Source organism: Litchfieldia alkalitelluris (genome assembly GCF_002019645.1).
Classification (GTDB): Bacteria; Bacillota; Bacilli; order Bacillales; family Bacillaceae_L; genus Litchfieldia; species Litchfieldia alkalitelluris.
Genome location: NZ_KV917374.1, coordinates 4017153 through 4037780, shown reverse-complemented (window position 1 = coordinate 4037780; position 20628 = coordinate 4017153). Strand labels below are relative to the sequence as shown.

The 20628-nt window shown below is 35.5% G+C and carries 18 protein-coding genes; 16 read left to right on the top strand and 2 right to left on the bottom strand.

Annotated elements, in window-relative coordinates:
• Nucleotides 1-202: 202 nt before the first annotated feature.
• Nucleotides 203-1168, top strand: coding sequence for a BMP family ABC transporter substrate-binding protein (locus BK579_RS18815; protein ID WP_078548122.1), 966 nt, complete (start codon nucleotides 203-205; stop codon nucleotides 1166-1168).
• Between the two features lie 34 nt (nucleotides 1169-1202).
• The gene (locus BK579_RS18810) at nucleotides 1203-1385 is read left to right on the top strand and encodes a ComZ family protein (protein WP_078548120.1); all 183 of its coding nucleotides are present in this window, start codon (nucleotides 1203-1205) and stop codon (nucleotides 1383-1385) included.
• A gap of 117 nt (nucleotides 1386-1502) precedes the next feature.
• Here BK579_RS18810 and BK579_RS18805 read toward each other — a convergent pair whose 3' ends face one another.
• Nucleotides 1503-1844: a hypothetical protein gene (locus BK579_RS18805; RefSeq protein ID WP_078548118.1), complete on the bottom strand. Its 342-nt coding sequence runs from the start codon at nucleotides 1842-1844 to the stop codon at nucleotides 1503-1505.
• Between the two features lie 370 nt (nucleotides 1845-2214).
• Between BK579_RS18805 and BK579_RS18800 the strand changes: the two genes are divergently transcribed.
• The 14 genes from BK579_RS18800 (at nucleotide 2215) to BK579_RS18730 (ending at nucleotide 19497) form a co-directional block, all read left to right on the top strand.
• Nucleotides 2215-3147 carry a beta-ketoacyl-ACP synthase III gene (locus BK579_RS18800; RefSeq protein WP_078548117.1) on the top strand — a complete coding sequence of 311 codons (933 nt, stop codon included), beginning with the start codon at nucleotides 2215-2217 and terminating at the stop codon, nucleotides 3145-3147.
• Between the two features lie 95 nt (nucleotides 3148-3242).
• A complete protein-coding gene (fabF, locus tag BK579_RS18795) occupies nucleotides 3243-4481 on the top strand; it encodes a beta-ketoacyl-ACP synthase II (protein ID WP_078548115.1) in 1239 nt (412 codons plus the stop codon).
• Between the two features lie 124 nt (nucleotides 4482-4605).
• Entirely contained in the window at nucleotides 4606-5388 is a 783-nt protein-coding gene (locus BK579_RS18790) for a DUF2268 domain-containing putative Zn-dependent protease (protein WP_078548113.1), read from the top strand.
• A 528-nt stretch (nucleotides 5389-5916) separates the two neighbouring features.
• Nucleotides 5917-6900, top strand: a complete 984-nt coding sequence (locus tag BK579_RS18785) for an ABC transporter ATP-binding protein (protein ID WP_078548112.1) — start codon at nucleotides 5917-5919, stop codon at nucleotides 6898-6900.
• Nucleotides 6897-7922: an ABC transporter ATP-binding protein gene (locus BK579_RS18780; protein WP_078548110.1), complete on the top strand. Its 1026-nt coding sequence runs from the start codon at nucleotides 6897-6899 to the stop codon at nucleotides 7920-7922. Before BK579_RS18785 ends, BK579_RS18780 begins: the two co-directional genes overlap by 4 nt.
• 119 nt (nucleotides 7923-8041) lie before the next feature.
• Nucleotides 8042-9703 (top strand): peptide-binding protein, encoded by a 1662-nt coding sequence (locus BK579_RS18775; RefSeq protein WP_078548108.1) that lies wholly within the window; start codon nucleotides 8042-8044, stop codon nucleotides 9701-9703.
• 132 nt (nucleotides 9704-9835) lie between these two features.
• Nucleotides 9836-10786 (top strand): ABC transporter permease, encoded by a 951-nt coding sequence (locus tag BK579_RS18770; RefSeq protein WP_078548106.1) that lies wholly within the window; start codon nucleotides 9836-9838, stop codon nucleotides 10784-10786.
• Nucleotides 10787-10804: 18 nt separating this feature from the next.
• Entirely contained in the window at nucleotides 10805-11716 is a 912-nt protein-coding gene (gene opp4C, locus BK579_RS18765; protein ID WP_078548104.1) for an oligopeptide ABC transporter permease, read from the top strand.
• A gap of 760 nt (nucleotides 11717-12476) precedes the next feature.
• On the top strand, nucleotides 12477-13439 hold the full coding sequence (locus BK579_RS18760; RefSeq protein ID WP_078548102.1) for an ABC transporter ATP-binding protein: 963 nt from the start codon (nucleotides 12477-12479) through the stop codon (nucleotides 13437-13439).
• 15 nt (nucleotides 13440-13454) lie between these two features.
• On the top strand, nucleotides 13455-14477 hold the full coding sequence (locus tag BK579_RS18755; protein ID WP_078548100.1) for an ABC transporter ATP-binding protein: 1023 nt from the start codon (nucleotides 13455-13457) through the stop codon (nucleotides 14475-14477).
• 90 nt (nucleotides 14478-14567) lie between these two features.
• Nucleotides 14568-16220 carry a peptide-binding protein gene (locus BK579_RS18750; protein WP_078548098.1) on the top strand — a complete coding sequence of 551 codons (1653 nt, stop codon included), beginning with the start codon at nucleotides 14568-14570 and terminating at the stop codon, nucleotides 16218-16220.
• 135 nt (nucleotides 16221-16355) lie between these two features.
• Nucleotides 16356-17306: an ABC transporter permease gene (locus BK579_RS18745; RefSeq protein WP_078548096.1), complete on the top strand. Its 951-nt coding sequence runs from the start codon at nucleotides 16356-16358 to the stop codon at nucleotides 17304-17306.
• 15 nt (nucleotides 17307-17321) lie between these two features.
• The gene (opp4C, locus tag BK579_RS18740; RefSeq protein WP_078548094.1) at nucleotides 17322-18239 is read left to right on the top strand and encodes an oligopeptide ABC transporter permease; all 918 of its coding nucleotides are present in this window, start codon (nucleotides 17322-17324) and stop codon (nucleotides 18237-18239) included.
• Nucleotides 18240-18744: 505 nt separating this feature from the next.
• Nucleotides 18745-19497: a YjbA family protein gene (locus BK579_RS18730; protein ID WP_078548090.1), complete on the top strand. Its 753-nt coding sequence runs from the start codon at nucleotides 18745-18747 to the stop codon at nucleotides 19495-19497.
• A gap of 96 nt (nucleotides 19498-19593) precedes the next feature.
• On the opposite strand, the gene trpS is transcribed toward BK579_RS18730, so the two are convergent.
• On the bottom strand, nucleotides 19594-20583 hold the full coding sequence (trpS, locus tag BK579_RS18725; RefSeq protein ID WP_078548088.1) for a tryptophan--tRNA ligase: 990 nt from the start codon (nucleotides 20581-20583) through the stop codon (nucleotides 19594-19596).
• Nucleotides 20584-20628: the final 45 nt, after the last annotated feature.

Here is a 20628-nt window from a genome sequence, read left to right as displayed (position 1 = left end):
TGTGCATTTTTAGGTTACCTATGTTTAGGGATAGTTTTTTAGTGGTGCTAAGTTATTGAATATTTGAACTCAATTCCAAATCTAAGGGACTACTAATCCCATTGGGGTTATTGCTATTACAGTCCTTAAGCAGTCACAATAATTATGGAAAGCTTCACAGGATTGACCCGGAGTTCGTGCTTTCCTAAAGGAGTTGATGGTCATGTACAGGCCTTTTGCTATTATTATAATTATTTTTTTAGTATTGAATACGTTGGTTGGTTGTAGTCAGTCTAATTCATCTGGTCAGCTACAAAAAGTAGGATTACTTGTCTATGATTCAATTAATGACCAAGTATGGGGAACAAAAGGTTATCAAGGAATGTTAAAGATCCAATCAGAAATGGATGTTGACGTATTCTATAAAGAAGGAATTAATACCATAGAAGCAACTGAAAGAACTGTGAATGAATTCGTAGAAAATGGTGTAAACCTTATTTTTGGACATGGTAGTGAGTTTGCTCCTATTTTTAATACAATAGCAGACCAATATCCTGACGTACACTTTATATCATTTAATGGTGAGGCTAAAAAAGACAATACGACTTCTCTCAATTTTGAGGCTCATGCAATGGGCTTTTTTGGTGGTATGGTAGCAGGAGAAATGACCAAGACTAATACAGTAGGTGTATTGGCCTCATTTGAGTGGCAACCTGAAGTAAATGGATTTTTTGAAGGTGCATTATTCCAAAATGAAGAAGTTGAAGTGAAGATTCAATTTGTTGAGAGTTGGGATGATAAAGAAACTGCACTTCTTCTTTTAGATAAATTTATTAATGATGGAGTAGATGTAGTGTACCCAGCTGGTGATGGCTATAATGTTCCAGTAATAGAAAAGCTAAGAGAGGAAGGCTTGTATGCGATTGGTTTTGTTTCAGACCAGTCGGATTTAGGAGAAGGAACAGTGTTAACGAGTACGGTTCAACATGTTGATGTATTATACGAGTTAGTGGCAGAGTTATATAATGATGGAAAATTAGAATCTGGGAATTTGTCCTTTGATTTTAAAGATGGTGTTATATCTATGGGACAATATAGTTCCAGTGTTGATCTAAAGTTCCAAACAGAGCTTGAGGAGTACATAAAAGAATATACTGAAAGTGGATTGCTCCCAAACCAAATTCAGTAAATCTAAAACTAAAATGTGAACAGGAGAGAACGATATGAATCAAGAAAAGTCCATGCAATTTATGCAGATAGCAATGAAATACCTTCCGGAAGCAAAAGAAATGCTCGATGAAGTTGGCGTTGAAATGACAATGGACAAACTTCAACCATTTATGGCATTACTAACAAAAGTGATGAATGATGCCTATGAGTTGGGGAAAAATGAAGCAAATGAGTAATTAATTCTAAAAGGGTAAGAGCAGAAATAGACAAATAGAAAGAGGATGTCCGATAAGTTGCCTGTTTACTATCAAGCTTATTGGGCTCCTCTTTAAAATTTTGCTCATTTTCAACAGCTATTTCCACTTCTTTATAAAGTTTAACAAAGGAGATAGTTCCTTTATGACAGGTTTAATTCGGTTATAAGAACCAAGAATATCATCAACCTGTTCCATTAGAGTGTAATATTGAGTAAAGTCCATATTTTGGTCATCAGTAGTAGACTTGCTTACTTCCTCTGTTTTTGTTACATCCTCAAAACTTCTTGGGCGTTTCCCTCCAAACATGAGTCTTGTAAAGGGATCAACTGTTTCAGTATTTTCATTACGCTCAGATTGTTCTTGAGTTCCTGACTGTTCTAATGGTTCGTCTGCTTTTTTATCTATTTGGTTAGATACTTCGCCCTTTCCCTTTTCCATTTAACGTACCTCCTTGATTCCAAAATTACCGAATAGCTTTTACTGGCTCCTATAATAATCTATGTTATAAGAATGAATTAGCAATAGACATGTATCACTATATAAATTCTTTAGGCTCTTCTTTTTATGATGGCCTGTTGTTTCTTCCGCAAATAAAAACACTGTTTGCTTTTAAATGTTGAACGTTAAAATGTTGCTTATAAATGCAAAATAGATTAAAATTAGTACCAAGTCATAATAATTGATAACAATTACTTTAGAAAATAATCATATACTCTGAAATTAGAAAGCCTAACATTATTTCTTTTAAAATTACATTGTCTTTTAAGACCATTAATAATTTAAATAATTGAATTAAGGAGATGCGAATATGAATGCAGGGATCATAGGGATAGGACGTTATGTACCTGAAAAGGTAGTAACAAACCACGATTTAGAAAAAATAGTTGATACTTCAGACGAATGGATACGAACACGAACAGGGATTGAGGAGAGAAGAATTGCTGGAGATGATGTAGATACATCAGATATGGCCTTTCATGCAAGTACCTCAGCAATCGAAAATGCCGGGATTTCTCCTGAAGAGATAGATTTAATCCTTGTTGCAACAGTTACTCCTGATCGACCGTTTCCTTCAGTATCTTGTATGATTCAGGAAAGACTAGGAGCATGGAATGCTGCTGCAATGGATGTAAGTGCTGCATGTGCTGGCTTTATGTATGGGATGGCAACAGCAAAACAATTTATCGAATCTGGTAGTTACAAGCATATTTTAGTTGTTGGCGTTGAAAAACTATCGAAAGTAACTAACTGGGATGATCGTAATACAGCTGTCCTATTTGGAGATGGCGCTGGAGCAGTTGTTATGGGGCCTGTTTCAAAGGGTAAAGGTATTCTAGCATTTGAATTAGGTGCAGACGGTACTGGTGGTAAGCATCTTTACCAGGACGAGTATATTATTATGAATGGTAGAGAAGTATTCAAATTTGCGGTAAGGCAAATGGGTGAATCAAGTGTTCGTGTCCTTGAAAAAGCAGGTCTTACTCAAGAGGATGTGGACTTTTTAATTCCACATCAAGCAAATATTAGAATCATGGAAGCTGCAAGGCAAAGGTTAAATTTACCTGAAGAGAAAATGTCTAAGACCGTTCACAAATATGGCAATACATCTGCTGCGTCAATTCCACTTTCACTTTATGAGGAAATTGAAGCTGGAAAGATAAAGGATAATGATGTTATTGTAATGGTTGGTTTTGGTGGTGGCCTTACATGGGGTGCGGTTGCTATTAGATGGGGTAAATAATAATCAAAAGGTTTAGTTTTTAAAGAATTTAATCCCCCTAATGAAATAATAATTATATTTCTAAAGAAAATTCTAGTATAGGAGATGACATCACATTGGATAAAAAAAGAGTCGTTGTAACCGGATTAGGAGCATTAACGCCAATAGGAAATGATACTGCAACATCATGGAAAAATGCCTTAGATGGTGTATCAGGAATAGGCCCATTAACACGAGTGAATATTGAAGGGTTACCTGCAAAAGTAGCTGCAGAGCTTAAAGATTTCAACCCAGAGAATTTTATGGATAAAAAAGATGCTCGCAGAATGGATCGTTTTACACAATATGCTCTAGCAGCTTCATTTATGGCTGTGAAAGACGCTGAGTTAGAAATAACTGAAGAAATTGCGCCACGCGTAGGTGTGTGGATTGGTTCAGGTATTGGTGGTATGGAAACACATGAACAACAGCATAGTATTTTCCTTGAAAAAGGTTATCGTCGAGTAAGTCCATTTTATGTGCCGATGATGATTCCTGATATGGCAGCCGGTCAGGTGTCTATTGCTCTTGGTGCAAAGGGTATTAATACTTGTACAGTGACAGCATGTGCTACTGGAACAAACTCAATTGGTGATGCATTCAAGGTTATTCAACGTGGTGACGCAGATGTTATGATCACTGGTGGAACTGAAGCTCCATTAACAAACATGTCATTTGCAGGCTTCTGTTCTGCAAAGGCATTATCTTTTAATCCTGATCCTAAAACAGCCAGTCGTCCATTTGATAAAAATCGTGATGGTTTTGTTATGGGTGAAGGGGCAGGAATAATAGTGATTGAAGAGCTTGAGCATGCATTAGCACGTGGAGCAAAAATTTATGCAGAGATAGTTGGATATGGGGCAACAGGTGACGCATATCATATTACACAACCAGCACCAAATGGTGAAGGTGGCGTAAGAGCAATGAGACAAGCGATTCAAGATGCTGGTCTTGAACCAAATGAAATTGATTATGTAAATGCTCATGGAACAAGTACAGAATATAATGATAAATTTGAAACTCTCGCAATCAAGGAAGTTTTTGGTGACCACGCACAAAAACTCGCGATAAGTTCTACAAAATCGATGACAGGTCATTTATTGGGTGCAGCAGGAGGAGTTGAGGCAATCTTCTCAGTTTTAGCCATAAATGAGGATATTGTTCCACCGACAATTAATTATGAGACTCCAGATCCTGAATGTGATTTAGACTATGTACCGAATAAAGCTAGAAAGCAGACAGTACGTGCAGCCTTAAGTAATTCACTTGGTTTTGGTGGTCACAATGCAACCATTATCTTTAAAAAATATCAGTAAAATTTAAAAGTACCTAACCCCATGATTATTACTTGAGAGGGGTTAGGTACTTTTTTGTACATCAATAAGAACGAAAAAATGACTGAAGCATACTTTGTTAAAAATGCATGAAGAGGTGTCACAATTGATTGTTACTTTAACAAAGGAATGGCTTAATGATTCATATGATAATCCCATTTTATTGTGTGAAAAACTACAACCTTACTTTAAAGAGTCTGTAACTGCACAAGAAATTTATCAATTTTTAAACATGAATGGTATGTATCGACCAAATAAAGAAGATGAAAGTAGATTAAAAGCCTTTGTCGAAAAAAAACCTTGGAAAATCGTCCAGGACCAAGAAGCAAAACTTAAGAAAGATTGGAAAGTTCCCAATATCCCGATATTTATCTTTCCATCTGATCAAACAAATAGAACTATTTATAAAGAATTTAATGGGAAATCAGGAATTGCTTTTCATGATAAGCTATTTTTGTTTTTATCAGAGGAAAATACAGATTCAGAAATAAGAGCTGTTTTTACACATGAATTTAATCATGTTTATAGGTTATCAAAATACAAAAAACAAGAAGGTGAGTACCATTTGCTCGATACAATGATCCTAGAAGGTCTCGCAGAGCATTCAGTTCGTGAGCGGTTAGGAGAAGATTATACTGCAAAATGGACGCATTACTATACTAAAAGTCAATTAGAAAGGTTATGGGCTAGGTACTATAAGAATCATCAAGATATAACAAAAGACCATCCTCATTTTCAACGGCTTTTGTATGGATTTTCTCCCCTTCCCAAAATGCTTGGATACTCTATGGGCTATGAACTAGTAGGTAATTATCTAACTAAGAATCAAAAAACAACAAGTCAAGTGATGGAACTACCATCAGAGAATTTTATTGATGAGGCTCTTTAGTGCCATTAGTGAAGAATAGCAATTTTTGCTATTCTTTTTATTTCGGCAAAATACAAGAAACTTCGGAAGTCCCAGCAAAAAAATTCTTTATTAGTATAAGAAGTTGTAAGATTTTCTCACATTATCTGTTATAGTAAGCGTTTTCAAATCATATTTTTTTGTAAAAAATAATACTTTTATAATCATTGAATAAAAGTATCTTAAAAAACTACGGATGATGAAATAAAAATATAAAACTCCCATTATAATAGCGAATTTTTTGTTTAACACTAAAAGATTCTACATTAAAAATGATATTAAAATAACACTGTCTAAATATTGTTATAATAAAAAATATAATGAAGATAGAAAAAATTAATAATTTTATAAAAATTTACTTGAATTTGTAATCTTACTGTAATATTATAAATTTAGAAATTGGGACATTTCAGAACATTCAATATTGCAAATCAAATTATTATATTTTCATAGATTAAAAACGATAAATTTTGCAAATGTCGGTTAATAAGGGATGGTGAGGGATTTATAATGTCTACGTTATTAGAAGTTAAAAATCTAAAAACTCATTTTTTTAAGAAGAAGACAGTCATTCCAGCAGTAGATGGGGTTGACATCGCAATTAATAAGGGTGAGACGGTTGCTCTTGTTGGTGAATCTGGATCCGGGAAAAGTATTACATCGTTGTCAATTATGGGATTAGTTCCAAGTCCTGCTGGGAAAATTGTTGACGGTGAAATCTTATTAGATGGAAAAAATTTAGTGAATCTTTCTGAGAAAGAATTATGCAAGGTTCGAGGGAACGATATTTCAATGATCTTTCAAGAACCGATGACATCATTAAATCCAGTTTTAACGATTGGTGAGCAAATAACAGAAGTGCTTACTTATCACCAAAAAATGTCTAAAAATGAAGCAGTAAAAAAAGCAATCGAATTATTGGAAATGGTTGGATTTTCAAGAGCGGCAGAAATCATTAACGACTATCCACACCGACTTTCCGGTGGTATGAGACAGCGTGTCATGATTGCTATAGCGATGAGTTGTAATCCCAAACTATTAATAGCTGACGAGCCAACAACCGCATTGGATGTAACGATACAAGCACAAATTTTAGATTTAATGAAAGAAGTAAGTAGAAAGTTTGATACATCTATCCTGTTAATTACGCATGATTTGGGTGTTGTTTCAGAGATAGCTGAACGAGTGGTGGTTATGTATGGAGGACAGGTGGTTGAAGAGGCTTCAACTGATGACTTGTTTGAAGAACCATTACATCCTTATACTCTAGGATTAATGAATTCAGTTCCTTCAATAGATGGTGAGATTAGTAGATTACAATCAATTGAAGGAAATGTTCCATCACCCGAAAATATGCCTACTGGGTGTAGATTTGCACCACGCTGTTCTGAAGCGTTTGATCGATGTCTCTCAGAACAACCTCAACTAAAGGTATTGAATGGTAGTCGCTCCGTGCGCTGTTTCCTATACGAAGAGAAGGAGGGGCTACAATGATATCAGTAAACGAAGAAGTGGCAAATCAGTCAGAATCAACTGAAGAAACTAGCACATTATTAGAATTAATAGATGTGAAAAAATACTTTCCTATAAAAGCTGGATTGCTGCAAAAACAAGTAGGAAATGTAAAAGCAGTTGATGGGCTGAACTTGAAAATCAAAAAAGGTGAAACCGTTGGTATCGTTGGTGAATCAGGATGTGGTAAATCAACCGCAGGTAGAACGATTATTCGTTTGTATGAGCCAACTGATGGAAAAATAATCTTTAAGGGTAGAGACATTTCTCATCTCTCTGAAAATAATTTAAGGAAAACAGTTCGTAAGGATATTCAAATGATATTCCAGGATCCGTTTGCAACATTAAATCCGCGGAAAACGTTGAGGTCCATTATTAAAGAGCCATTGAACACTCATAATCTATATTTACCAAAAGAAAGAGATGAAAAGGTTAAGGAATTACTAGAAACCGTTGGTTTAAACTCATCCTTTATCAATCGTTATCCACATGAGTTTTCAGGTGGACAAAGACAAAGGATTGGAATTGCAAGAGCCTTGGCATTAAAGCCTGAATTAATTATTGCTGACGAAGCAGTATCAGCGCTTGATGTATCTATTCAAGCTCAAATTATTAACTTAATGCAAGATTTACAAGAAGATTTCGGTCTTACTTATATCTTTATATCACATGACTTAAGCGTAGTAAGGCACATAAGTGATCGAGTAGCTGTTATGTATCTTGGAAAAATGATGGAATTGGCACCAAAGAATAAATTATATGCTGATCCGCTTCATCCTTATACACAAGCTCTTTTATCTGCAGTACCAACACCAAGATCAAAAAATGCAGTTAGACGAGAACGAATTGTATTAAAAGGTGAGTTGCCTAGCCCATCAAATCCACCTAGTGGCTGTGTATTTCATACTAGATGTCCAGCAGCAACTGAAATTTGTAAACAAGTTGTTCCTGAATTTAGGGAAGTTCAAGAAGAACATTTTGTTGCATGTCATCTATATGAATAAGTTAGGCTAACAGTTTTTTTAACTACTTGAAGGGGGGCGATAGAAGAAAAGTAGACTAAGGTTAGTAACAATGTAACTCAAGATATTATTTTTAAAACTATGATAGGGGGAAAATTAGAATGAAATTTAAAAAATCGTTATGGTTAATGCTTTGCTTAACTATTGCAATGTCACTATTTTTAGCGGCTTGCTCTGGTGGCAATAATGCAGAGAGCCCAGCAGAAGAAACACCAGCAGAAGAAAAGCCAGAAGAGGAAGCTCCAAGTGGTGAGCCAGTAGTTGGTGGAGACATCATCGTAGGATCTATCGGTGAGCCTACATTATTTAACCCGTACTACTCAACTGACGTTCCAAGTTCTAACATTGAAGGTTTCATTTACAATGGTCTTGTAACTTCAAACGAAAAGTTTGAAACAGAAATGGATTTAGCTGAAAGTGTGGACTCATCTGATGATGGTCTTACACATGTTGTAAAATTAAAGCAAGGAATTAAGTTCCATGACGGTGAAGAAGTGACTGCAGATGATGTAGTATTCTCTTTCAGCATTCCTCTTCATGAAGATTATGTTGGTGAGCGTGGATCAAGCTTTGAAGCACTTGAAAGTGTAACAAAAATTGATGACTACACTGTAGAATTCAAATTAAGCTCTGTTGACGTTACATTCGTTCCAATTACACTAAGCTTTGCAGTACTTCCTGAGCACATCCTAAAAGATGTACCAATGGGTGACTTAGGTGAAAATGAATTCAATACTAAATCTCCTGTAGGTACTGGTCCATTTAAATTTGATTCATGGGCTGATGGAGAATATGTAAAAGTTGTTGCTAACGATGATTATTATGAAGGTCGTCCTTACTTAGATTCAATCACTTACAAAATCGTTCCTGACCAAAACGCATTATTAGCTCAATTCCAAGCTGGTGACGTTGATTTCATCACAGTTCCTGGTACTGATCTTGAAACTGCAAAAGCATTCCCAGGTATTAAAATTGAGTCTGGTTTAGGATTATCTTACACATATCTTGGATTCAACCAACAACAAGAGCGTTTCCAAGATCCTAAAGTACGTCAAGCTTTAACACATGCTATTAACAGAGAAGAAATTGTTAGTGCTGTAATGAATGGAGATGGAGAAGTAGCACACGTTCCTGAATCTCCATTATCATGGGCTTATAACTCAGATGTACCACAATTCAATTATGACCCTGAACAAGCAAAATCTCTACTAGCTGAAGCTGGATGGGAAGACACAGATGGTGATGGTTGGTTAGATAAAGACGGAGAGAAGTTCTCATTCGTAATGAAGACTAACCAAGGTAATAAAATCCGCGAAGATATCGTTGTAGTTTTACAACAGCAATTTAAAGAAGTTGGTATCGAAGCGACTCCTGAAATCGTTGAGTGGAGTGCATATATCGAGCAAATTTCAGCACCTAACTGGGATTACGATGCTTTAGTATTAGGATGGAGTTTAGCAACATTCCCTGAGTTATCAGACATTTTCCATACGAACCAAAGAGAAGAAGGCTTAAACTTTGTTTGGTATTCTAATGAAGAAGCTGATAAGTTAATGGAGCAAGCGAAACAAACAGTTGACCAAGAAGCTTACAAAGAGCTTTATGGACAAATCTACAAAATCATTGCTGAAGATCAAGCATACACATTCTTGTACTATCCAAACGTACACCGTGCAATGCCTGAAAACTTAAATGGCTATGTATTCCACGCAAAGAGCGACTTCTATGATATTCATAAATGGTGGTTCGCTGAGCAAGAGTAATAGTTAATTAGACCTTTTTTAAAAAGAGGGAAGGGATTCTCCCTTCCTTTTTTATGTATTGAAAACAGGACGAGTAGAAGTAAGAATCTCGCTAGATATAGATGAAAAATTTTTAGTAAAGGAGAATAACCGATGGTAACTTATATTATTCGACGAGTTTTAATGGCTATTCCCTTATTAATTGGTATTACCATCATTTCGTTTGCAATCGTAAAAATGGCACCAGGTGGTCCTACCGCATTAATGATGGATCCTAATATAAAACCAGAAAATCGAGAAAAGTTTATTCAGAAATATGGTTTAGATCAACCTGTTCATGTTCAATATGTTAAATGGTTAGGGAATATGGCAAAAGGGGATTTTGGTACTTCTCTTGTTAGGAAAGGTACACCGGTTGGTGAAATGATTATGAACCGATTACCAAATACTTTATTGCTTATGGTTGTATCTACATTACTTGCAGTAGTTATATCCATACCGTTTGGAATATTGTCAGCGGCACGGCCCTATTCAAAACTCGATTATAGTGTTACCATCACTTCCTTTTTAGGATTAGCCACACCAAATTTCTGGCTAGGGCTTATCTTAATCATGTTCCTCTCTGTTAACTTAGGATGGTTCCCTACAGGTGGAACACATACATTAAACGAACCTTTTAGCATATGGAATAGAATTCATCATTTAATGTTACCGGCATTTGTACTGGCTACGGCAGATATGGCCGGTCTAACTCGATATACCCGAACAAGTATGTTAGAAGTATTAGGTCAAGACTATATGAGGACTGCTAGAGCAAAGGGATTTAGACAGAACAAAGTAATTTACAAGCATGGACTGAGAAATGGTCTTATTCCAGTAATTACGATTTTCGGTTTAATGCTTCCAACATTTATCGGTGGTTCAGTTATTGTTGAACAAGTGTTTGCTTGGCCTGGGATTGGAAAGTTGTTCTTTGATTCTGCTTTTCAACGTGATTATCCAGTAATTATGGCATTGACAGTTATTTCTGCAGTGTTTGTTGTTATTGGTAATTTACTTGCTGATATTTTATATGCGGTTTTTGATCCGCGAATTGAGTATTAAGAATAGGAGGAAGTTAATATGGCACAACCAAACTTATCTCCTGGAACAGATGTTTCTTTGACTCAGGGGATTAATCAAAAACCAGATACGATGACAAAAATAGTGATCACTAAGTTTATGAAAAATAAGTTGGCGGTTATTGGATCTGCGATACTTTCATTAATTATCCTTGCTGCTGTATTTGCACCACTTCTTGCACCATATTCTTTTGAAGAACAAAGATTACTAGATAAACTTAAACCACCAAGTGCCGAATTTTTATTAGGAACAGATAAATTCGGTCGTGATTTGCTTACAAGATTGCTGTTTGGAGCAAGAATATCATTACTTGTTGGATTCGCCTCAGTGGTGGGGGCAATAACAATCGGAACTTTAGTTGGTTCAGTAGCAGGGTATTTTGGTGGGAAGATTGATGCGATATTAATGCGATTTGTAGATGTGTTACTATCAATTCCAAGTATTTTCTTATTAATAACTTTAGTTACTATTTTTCAACCAGGCGTGGATAAGCTAATCTTAATCTTTGCTTTAACAGGTTGGATGAGTACGGCAAGATTAGTAAGAGGTGAGTTTTTAACGCTACGGACTCGTGAATTTGTTTTAGCATCAAAAACGATAGGAACGAGAAGTTATAAAATTATTTTCTCGCATATCCTTCCAAATGCAATGGGACCGATTATAGTAGCAGCTACTCTACAAGTTGGCGGAGTAATACTTGCAGAATCAGCATTAAGTTACCTAGGACTTGGAATTCAACCTCCAACACCTAGCTGGGGTAATATGTTGCAGGATGCACAGAATTTTACAATTATGTTAAAAGCATGGTGGTATCCTTTATTCCCAGGTTTGCTGATATTAACAACAGTACTTTGTTTTAACTTTGTCGGAGATGGTTTACGAGATGCGTTAGATCCAAAAATAAATAACTAAAAAAAGCCAATTTCGGCTTTTTTTTTATGGAAAAAACTGTTGAATCTATTCGGAACATTTGACGTTAATTTAGCTTCCAATTAAATTGTAATGAAGACTAATGTTGAATAAATGATTATATGTACGTTCCGCTAAAGCCAGTCGTGTTACTGGGGGGCAGTTGATTCCATCCGAGCCAATTGATCCCACAAGAACAGGGATTTCTCCGTACGATCTAAAGTTACTTCATAGAACCGTGTTGGAAATAAAAACATATACTTTGTTGGAATAATAATAATATTTTTAAAATTTAAAACAGTTTGTAAAAATAAATTCAAGAATAAAATATTTCTATGATTACCAAAAACTTATTGCTGTTGGAACGGTGTAACTGTGTTAATCTAAGATAGTAATTAGTTATATCGAAAAACGTTTTTTTATTAGTTTCACTAAATATAATAAGGTAAAATAAGAGTTTTTTTTATTTCAAAAAACAACTTGCAATTTCAGAATAATTTAATTAAAATAACATAAGAGTGAATTGTTGAAAAATTCGTTATTCATAAATATTTTAAAATTAACTTGAATTTATATTTTATATATAATAAAATACTAGTATTGTTATTTTCAGATAATTTTGTTTAGTGTAAAACTAATACGATAAAAAGTAATAGATTTGTAAACAGATAGAATTGGAAATAAGAAATGGACGATTTATATTTTAAATTTTCGGAATTGTGTTAGTTTAATGATTTTTCGTTGATGAGGGGTGGAAGTGGATATGTCTACATTATTAGAAATAAAAAATCTTAAGACCCATTTCTTTAAAAAGAAGACAGTAATTCCAGCTGTTGATGGTGTTGATATTAAGATAAATAAAGGTGAAACAGTCGCATTAGTTGGTGAGTCAGGATCAGGTAAAAGTATTACGTCATTATCTATTATGGGATTAGTACCAAGTCCTGCAGGTAAAATTGTAGATGGTGAAATTCTTTTAGAAGGTAAGAATCTTGTAACCCTATCTGAAGCGCAACTATGTAAAGTTCGTGGTAACGAAATCTCGATGATTTTCCAAGAACCAATGACCTCATTGAACCCAGTTTTAACAATCGGGGAACAGATTACTGAGGTCTTAACTTATCATCAAAAAATGTCGAAAAATGAAGCAACTAAAAAAGCGATTGAATTACTTGAGCTTGTTGGTTTTTCACGCGCGGCAGAATTGATTGGTGAGTTTCCACACCGACTATCAGGCGGTATGAGACAAAGGGTTATGATAGCTATTGCAATGAGCTGTAATCCAAAGCTTTTAATAGCAGATGAACCAACAACTGCATTAGATGTGACAATCCAAGCACAAATATTGGATTTAATGAAGGAAGTAAGTAAGAAATTTGATACTTCAATTCTTCTAATAACACATGACCTTGGTGTTGTATCTGAAATCGCTGAAAGAGTCGTTGTTATGTATGGTGGACAAGTTGTAGAAGAAGCTGCGGTAGATGCGCTTTTTGAAGAACCATTACATCCATACACAGAAGGACTAATGAATTCTGTTCCATCTATTGATGGTGAAATATCTCGACTACAGTCAATTGAAGGAAATGTTCCATCGCCTGAAAATATGCCTAAAGGTTGCCGCTTCGCACCTCGTTGTTCAAAGGCATTTGATCGTTGTTTTGCAGAACAGCCTCAATTAAAAGTGACTAAAGGTAGAGCAGTACGCTGCTTTCTACACGAGTAAGAAGGAGGTAACTACATGATTGAATCTACTAATCTTGAAAAAAATCTTCAGGCTAATGAAGAAACATCAACATTACTTGAACTACAAGATATGAAAAAATATTTTCCAATCAAAGCTGGGTTACTTCAAAAAACAGTAGGGAATGTTAAAGCTGTTGATGGAATAACTCTAAAGGTTAAAAAAGGTGAAACATTAGGTATTGTTGGTGAATCAGGCTGTGGTAAATCTACTGCTGGTAGAACGATCATCCGCTTATATGAACCAACAGAAGGTAAAATTATTTTCAAGGGCCAAGACATTACGCATATGAGCGAAAGTCAATTAAGAAAATCAGTACGTAAAGATATACAAATGATTTTCCAAGATCCTTTTGCTACATTAAACCCTCGTAAAACATTGCGTTCTATTATAAAGGAACCATTAAATACACATAATCTTTATGCTCCTAAAGAACGCGATGAGAAAGTAAAAGAACTATTAGAAACTGTTGGATTAAATTCATCCTTCATTAATAGATACCCACATGAGTTTTCAGGTGGACAGCGACAAAGGATTGGAATTGCAAGAGCATTAGCGTTGAAACCAGACCTTATCATCGCTGATGAAGCAGTTTCAGCACTTGACGTTTCAATTCAAGCTCAAATTATTAACTTAATGCAAGATCTTCAAAAAGATTTTGGATTAACATATATTTTCATATCACATGACCTAAGTGTTGTTCGTCATATTAGTGACAGAGTCGCCGTTTTATATTTAGGAAACATGATGGAGTTGGCTAGTAAGGAAGACTTATATGCAAACCCATTACATCCTTACACACAAGCTCTACTTTCTGCAGTTCCTGTACCAAGAGGGAAAAATGCAGTGAAACGTGAGCGCATTGTTTTAAAAGGAGAACTACCAAGTCCCGCAAATCCACCAACTGGTTGTGTATTCCACACTAGATGTCCAGCTGCTACTGAGATTTGTAAGCAAGTAGTACCTCAATTTAAAGAAGTGGAAAAAGATCACTTTGTTGCTTGTCATTTATATGAATAAGTGAAAGTAACATAAAGGTCTTTATCCTTGGGAGCGAGGTTTAAAACCTATATCCCAAGATATATATAAATTAATAGGGGAGGAATTACAATGAAGTTAAGAAAGTCTGCGTGGTTATTGTTAGTTCTAACATTAGCTATGTCAATGTTTCTAGCGGCTTGTGGTGGAGATTCTACTACTGAAGAGCCTGCTGGTGGAAATGAAGGAACAGAGGAAACTGATGCTCCAACTGGTGAACCACAAGTTGGTGGAGATATCATCGTAGGATCGATTGGTGAGCCTACACTATTTAACCCATTATATTCAACTGATACTGCTAGTTCAGATATCGAAGGGTTCATTTACAACGGATTAGTTGGTGGCGACACTAAGTTTGATCCGGTTAACAGCTTAGCTGAAGATGTTCAAATGTCTGAAGATGGTTTAACATTTACAGTTAAATTACGTCAAGATGTAACTTTCCATGATGGCGAGCCATTCAATGCTGATGATGTTGTTTTCACTTACAATATTCCACTTAACCCAGATTATGCTGGTGAGCGTGGGTCTCAATTCGAAACACTTGAAAGTGTTGAAAAAGTTGATGACTATACTGTAGTTTTCAATCTTAAACAAGTAGATGCTACATTCCATTCAATTGGTTTAAGCTATGGTATCTTACCAGAACATATTCTTGCTGATGTGCCAGTTGGTGATTTAGGTGAGCATGAATTTAACACAAAATCTCCAGTAGGTACTGGTCCATTCAAATTTGACACATGGGCTGATGGAGAATACGTTAAAGTTGTAGCAAACGAAGATTACTTTGAGGGTCGTCCTTACTTAGACTCTATCACTTACAAAGTTGTTCCAGATCAAAACTCATTATTAGCGCAATTCCAAGCTGGTGATGTTGACTTTATCGAAGTACCAGGAACAGATTTAGAAACAGTTCAATCATTCCCTGGAATCCAAATTGAATCTGGTTTAGGTTTATCTTACACTTACCTTGGATTCAACATGCAACAAGAGCGTTTCCAAAGTAAAGAAGTTCGTCAAGCACTTACACATGCAATTAACCGTGAAGAAATCGTACAAGCAGTTATGAATGGAGACGGTGAAGTAGCACACGTTCCTGAATCTCCACTTTCATGGGCTTACAATGATGAAGTACCAACTTTCGGATATGATCCAGAAAAAGCGAAAGAATTGTTAGCTGCAGCTGGTTGGACTGATACTGATGGTGACGGAATCCTTGACAAAGATGGAGAAAAATTCTCTTTCTCAATCAAGACTAACCAAGGTAACAAGATTCGTGAAGACATCGTTGTAGTATTACAACAACAATTAAAAGAAGTTGGAATCGAAGCAACTCCTGAAATCGTTGAGTGGAGTGCATATATCGAGCAAATTTCTGCTCCAAATTGGGATTACGATGCATTAGTATTAGGGTGGAGCATGTCTACTTTCCCTGATCAATATGATATCTTCCATTCTAGCCAAGCGGCAGAAGGTTTAAACTTTGTTTGGTATAAAAACGAAGAAGCTGATAAGTTAATGGAAGAAGCAAAACAAATCTTAGATCGTGATGAGTACAAAGCTATTTATGGTGATATCTACAAGATTCTTGCTGAAGACCAAGCTTACACGTTCCTTTACTATCCGAACGTACACCGTGCAATGCCTGAGAACTTAGAAGGTTATGAGTTCCATGCAAAGAGTGAATTCTACAACATTCATAAATGGTGGTTTAACCAACAATAATTAACAATTTACTAGACAAGCATTTACATTGCATGGGGGAGGGAATCCTCCCCTTTGTAATAAAATGCTTGCCTAAATCATGGGCATTTATCGTCCGCCAAACTTTTAAAATCTATTAAAGAAGGAGAATAAGCTATGGCATCTTATATCATTCGACGAATTTTAATGGCTATTCCCTTATTAATTGGAATCACCATCATTTCATTTGCAATTGTAAAAATGGCACCAGGTGGGCCAACAGCATTAATGATGGATCCAAATATTAAGCCGGAAAACAGAGAAAAATTTATTCAAAAGTATGGTTTAGACCAGCCTGTACATGTTCAATATGTAAAGTGGCTTGGAAACATGGCTCAAGGTGATTTTGGTACATCATTAGTACGTAAAGGTACTCCAGTAAGTGAAATGATTGCTAATCGTCTTCCTAACACACTATTATTAATGGTTGTTTCAACATTACTGGCTGTTATTATTTCCATTCCTTTTGGTATATTATCAGCCACGAAACCGTATTCAAAGCTCGATTACTCGGTCACAATCACCTCGTTTTTAGGACTGGCCACACCGAACTTTTGGCTCGGACTTATTTTAATTATGTTCTTATCTGTAAATTTAGGCTGGTTCCCAACAGGGGGCACTCACACACTTAACGCTCCGTTTAGTTTGTGGGATAGAATCCACCATCTAATTTTACCAGCACTTGTATTAGCAACTGCCGATATGGCTGGATTAACAAGATATACTCGTACAAGTATGCTTGAAGTAATCAGACAGGATTATATGAGAACTGCAAGAGCAAAAGGATTTAGAGAAACTAAAGTAATCTACAAGCACGGATTACGTAATGGGTTAATTCCTGTTATCACTATTTTCGGGTTAATGTTACCAACATTTATTGGTGGTTCTGTTATTGTTGAACAGGTTTTTGCATGGCCAGGGATCGGAAAGTTATTCTTTGATTCAGCTTTCCAACGTGATTATCCAGTTATTATGGCATTAACAGTTATTTCAGCTGTATTTGTTGTAATCGGAAATCTAATTGCAGACATTTTATATGCTGTGTTTGATCCGCGGATTGAGTACTAAGAAGGGGGAAGCATGATGGCACAACCAAACTTAACACCAAATACCCCTACTAATGATACTTTGGCCCAGGGGTTAAATAAAAAGCCAGATACAATGACGAAAATCATTGTAAGAAAATTCGTAAAAAATAAATTAGCTGTAATAGGTGGATCAATCTTATCTCTTATTATCTTAGCAGCAATTTTTGCACCACTTATTGCGCCATATTCGTTTGAGGAACAACGTTTATTAGATAAGTTAAAACCACCAAGCGCTGAGTTCTTGCTTGGTACAGATAAATTTGGTCGTGACTTACTAACTCGTCTACTTTACGGTGCTAGAATTTCTCTGCTAGTTGGATTTGCATCCGTATTTGGAGCAATTACAATTGGAACGCTTGTTGGTTCTTTAGCTGGATATTTCGGTGGTAAATTAGATGCAATATTAATGCGTTTTGTTGATATCTTACTATCTATTCCAAGTATTTTCTTATTAATTACGTTAGTAACAATCTTCTCTCCTGGTGTTGATAAGCTTATCTTAATCTTTGCTTTAACAGGATGGATGGGAACGGCACGTTTAGTACGTGGTGAATTCTTATCTTTAAGAACTCGTGAGTTTGTACTTGCGTCTAAGACAATAGGTACTAGAAGTTATAAAATCATTTTCTCGCACATCTTGCCTAATGCAATGGGACCGATTATCGTTGCAGCTTCATTACAAATTGGTGGAGTTATTTTAGCAGAGTCAGCACTTAGTTATTTAGGATTAGGAATTCAGCCGCCAACTCCAAGTTGGGGGAACATGCTTCAGGATGCTCAGAACTTTACGATTATGTTAAATGCATGGTGGTATCCATTATTCCCTGGATTAATGATTCTATTAACAGTATTATGCTTTAACTTTGTTGGTGATGGTTTACGCGATGCGCTTGATCCAAAGGTAAATGAGTAATTAACTTTATATTATTAAAAAAAGCCAAGTGTGAATCTTGGCTTTTTTTGTTTTTATAGAAAAAAAGAGTGTTTTATTCATAATCCTCACTGAGATACATATTATGAAAATATAGAGGTGGACAAGTTAGGAGAGAAAAATCCCTATGAAAAAAGCTAACAATCATTCTCAAGTTATGGACAAGTTACTATGATATTTAGATTATTTATTTTTCTTATAGGGTTTGGTTTAGCTATTTCTGGTGGAATAAGTATCATTGCCTATTTAAATATCCTTGCTACTGGTAGGGATGTAATAGAATATCTTGACTTCATAATAACAAAAGTTGAATGTTGGCTCTTCCCTATGGGTTTGATTATTATATGGCTGAGTGTTTACTTTCCATCATTATCAATAGGTGAAGATGAAAAATGAAGTTTTCAAATAACATTATATGAATAATTTGGAATAAATTTTAATAGGACTGCCTATACTGTTGACAAACGGTTGAAGTGAGGGGTAGAAAATGTTGTATCTTCATGATATTTGGGTAAATTGGTTTGAGGGAGAAGAGAATGGCTACAACGTGTGTCAATTTCATGAATGGCGCAAGGACGATAGTGTAGAGCTCTTAGATCAGGTCCCTTTACTAAAAATTGATCCATTGCTTTTTAACTATATCGAAAATGATCTTACAGAACTCCCGGAACAGTTATTGAAAGATGTATATCAAAAGGCATATGTACGTAAGAACCATGAACGTATTCAACTGGATTATTGTTTTGTAGTGACAGATGGTCAAGGAATAATTGCGGTTGATACAATAGGTTACAGTCTGCCGATAAGGAAGAGTAGATTGATACCAAGACAAGAACAGTTAGTTTATGATATGGTGAGTGATCAGGACATCATAGAGTATACATATGATATTACTAGTTCTTCTAGTGATAAAGAATACCACATTCTGTCACCATCCCCGATTGAAATGGCAGGATTAACCCGTAAGGAACGACAACTAAAACAATTATTATTCATGGCTCTAGACCAACTACAATCAACAAAAAACGTGTCAGAAGTTCGGTATTGGTACACAGAATGGGATCCAATGAAATATGAAACCATTCAGAATAAAGATTTTGATGAAATTTGGGAGCAACTGTACCATGAAACAAGAGTTGGATGGACAAGTAAGCATGAAATTTTATGTGAAAATTTAATAAAGGGTCAGCCTTTTTTCGAGAAATTATGGGAAATTGAACATGAGCCAAAAGTAAACTAGGGGTGAATAAAATCACCCCTAGTTATTTTTATTTTACTGTTAAGGTTTTTCTATAGCTCAAACAGTGAGTAAAAGGCATCTCGAATTACGGATTTTTTATCTTCTTTTGCGTCCAAGACCCATTGCGGTTTCCATTTTCTTTAAAGTCTTACCTGCGACAACGTTGGCTTTTTCTGCTCCTAGATCAAGAATTCGATCTAGTTCTTCAGAATTGATATAGTAATTATATTTGTCCTGTATTGGCTTTAACGCATTTACAACTACTTCAGCAAGGTCAGCTTTAAATTCCCCGTATCCTTTACCTTTATAGTTATCAACTATTTTTTCGATAGGTTGGTTTGTGATAACAGAATAGATGCTTAATAAATTTGAAACACCGGGTTTTTCTGTACGGTTATATTCAACAATTCCATCAGAGTCAGTTACCGCACTTTTAATTTTTTTCTCAATTTGTTTCGGATCATCTAATAAAGTAATGTAAGATTTTACATTTGGATCTGATTTACTCATCTTTTTGGTAGGTTCAGTGAGAGACATGATTCTTGCGCCATCTTTTGGAATACGAGGCTCAGGAATGGTAAGTATATCATTAAACTTTTTATTAAATCTTTCCGCTAGATCTCTTGTTAATTCAATATGTTGTTTTTGATCCTCTCCAACAGGGACAACATCTGTATTATATAATAATATATCTGCAGCCATTAATGGTGGATATGTTAATAGACCAGCAGAAACTGCTTCTTTCCCAGCTGATTTGTCTTTGTATTGTGTCATTCGCTCCAGTTCACCAATATATGCAACACATTGCAACATCCATCCGGCTTGTGCATGTGCAGGAACCTCTGATTGAATGAAAAGTGTAGATTTTGATGGATCAATGCCAATTGCTAAGTATAAGGCTGCAAGGCTACGAATATTCTTTCTAAGTTCTAGACGGTCTTGTGGGACGGTAATTGAATGTTGGTCAACGATACAAAAATAACAGTTGTTATCTTCTTGTAGCTCAATAAATTGCTTCATTGCGCCAATGTAATTGCCTAAAGTTACTGAACCACTTGGTTGAATTCCTGAAAATATAGTCTTCATTAATAATCACTCTCCGGTATTATTTAAAAGTTTATCTTAAAAGTA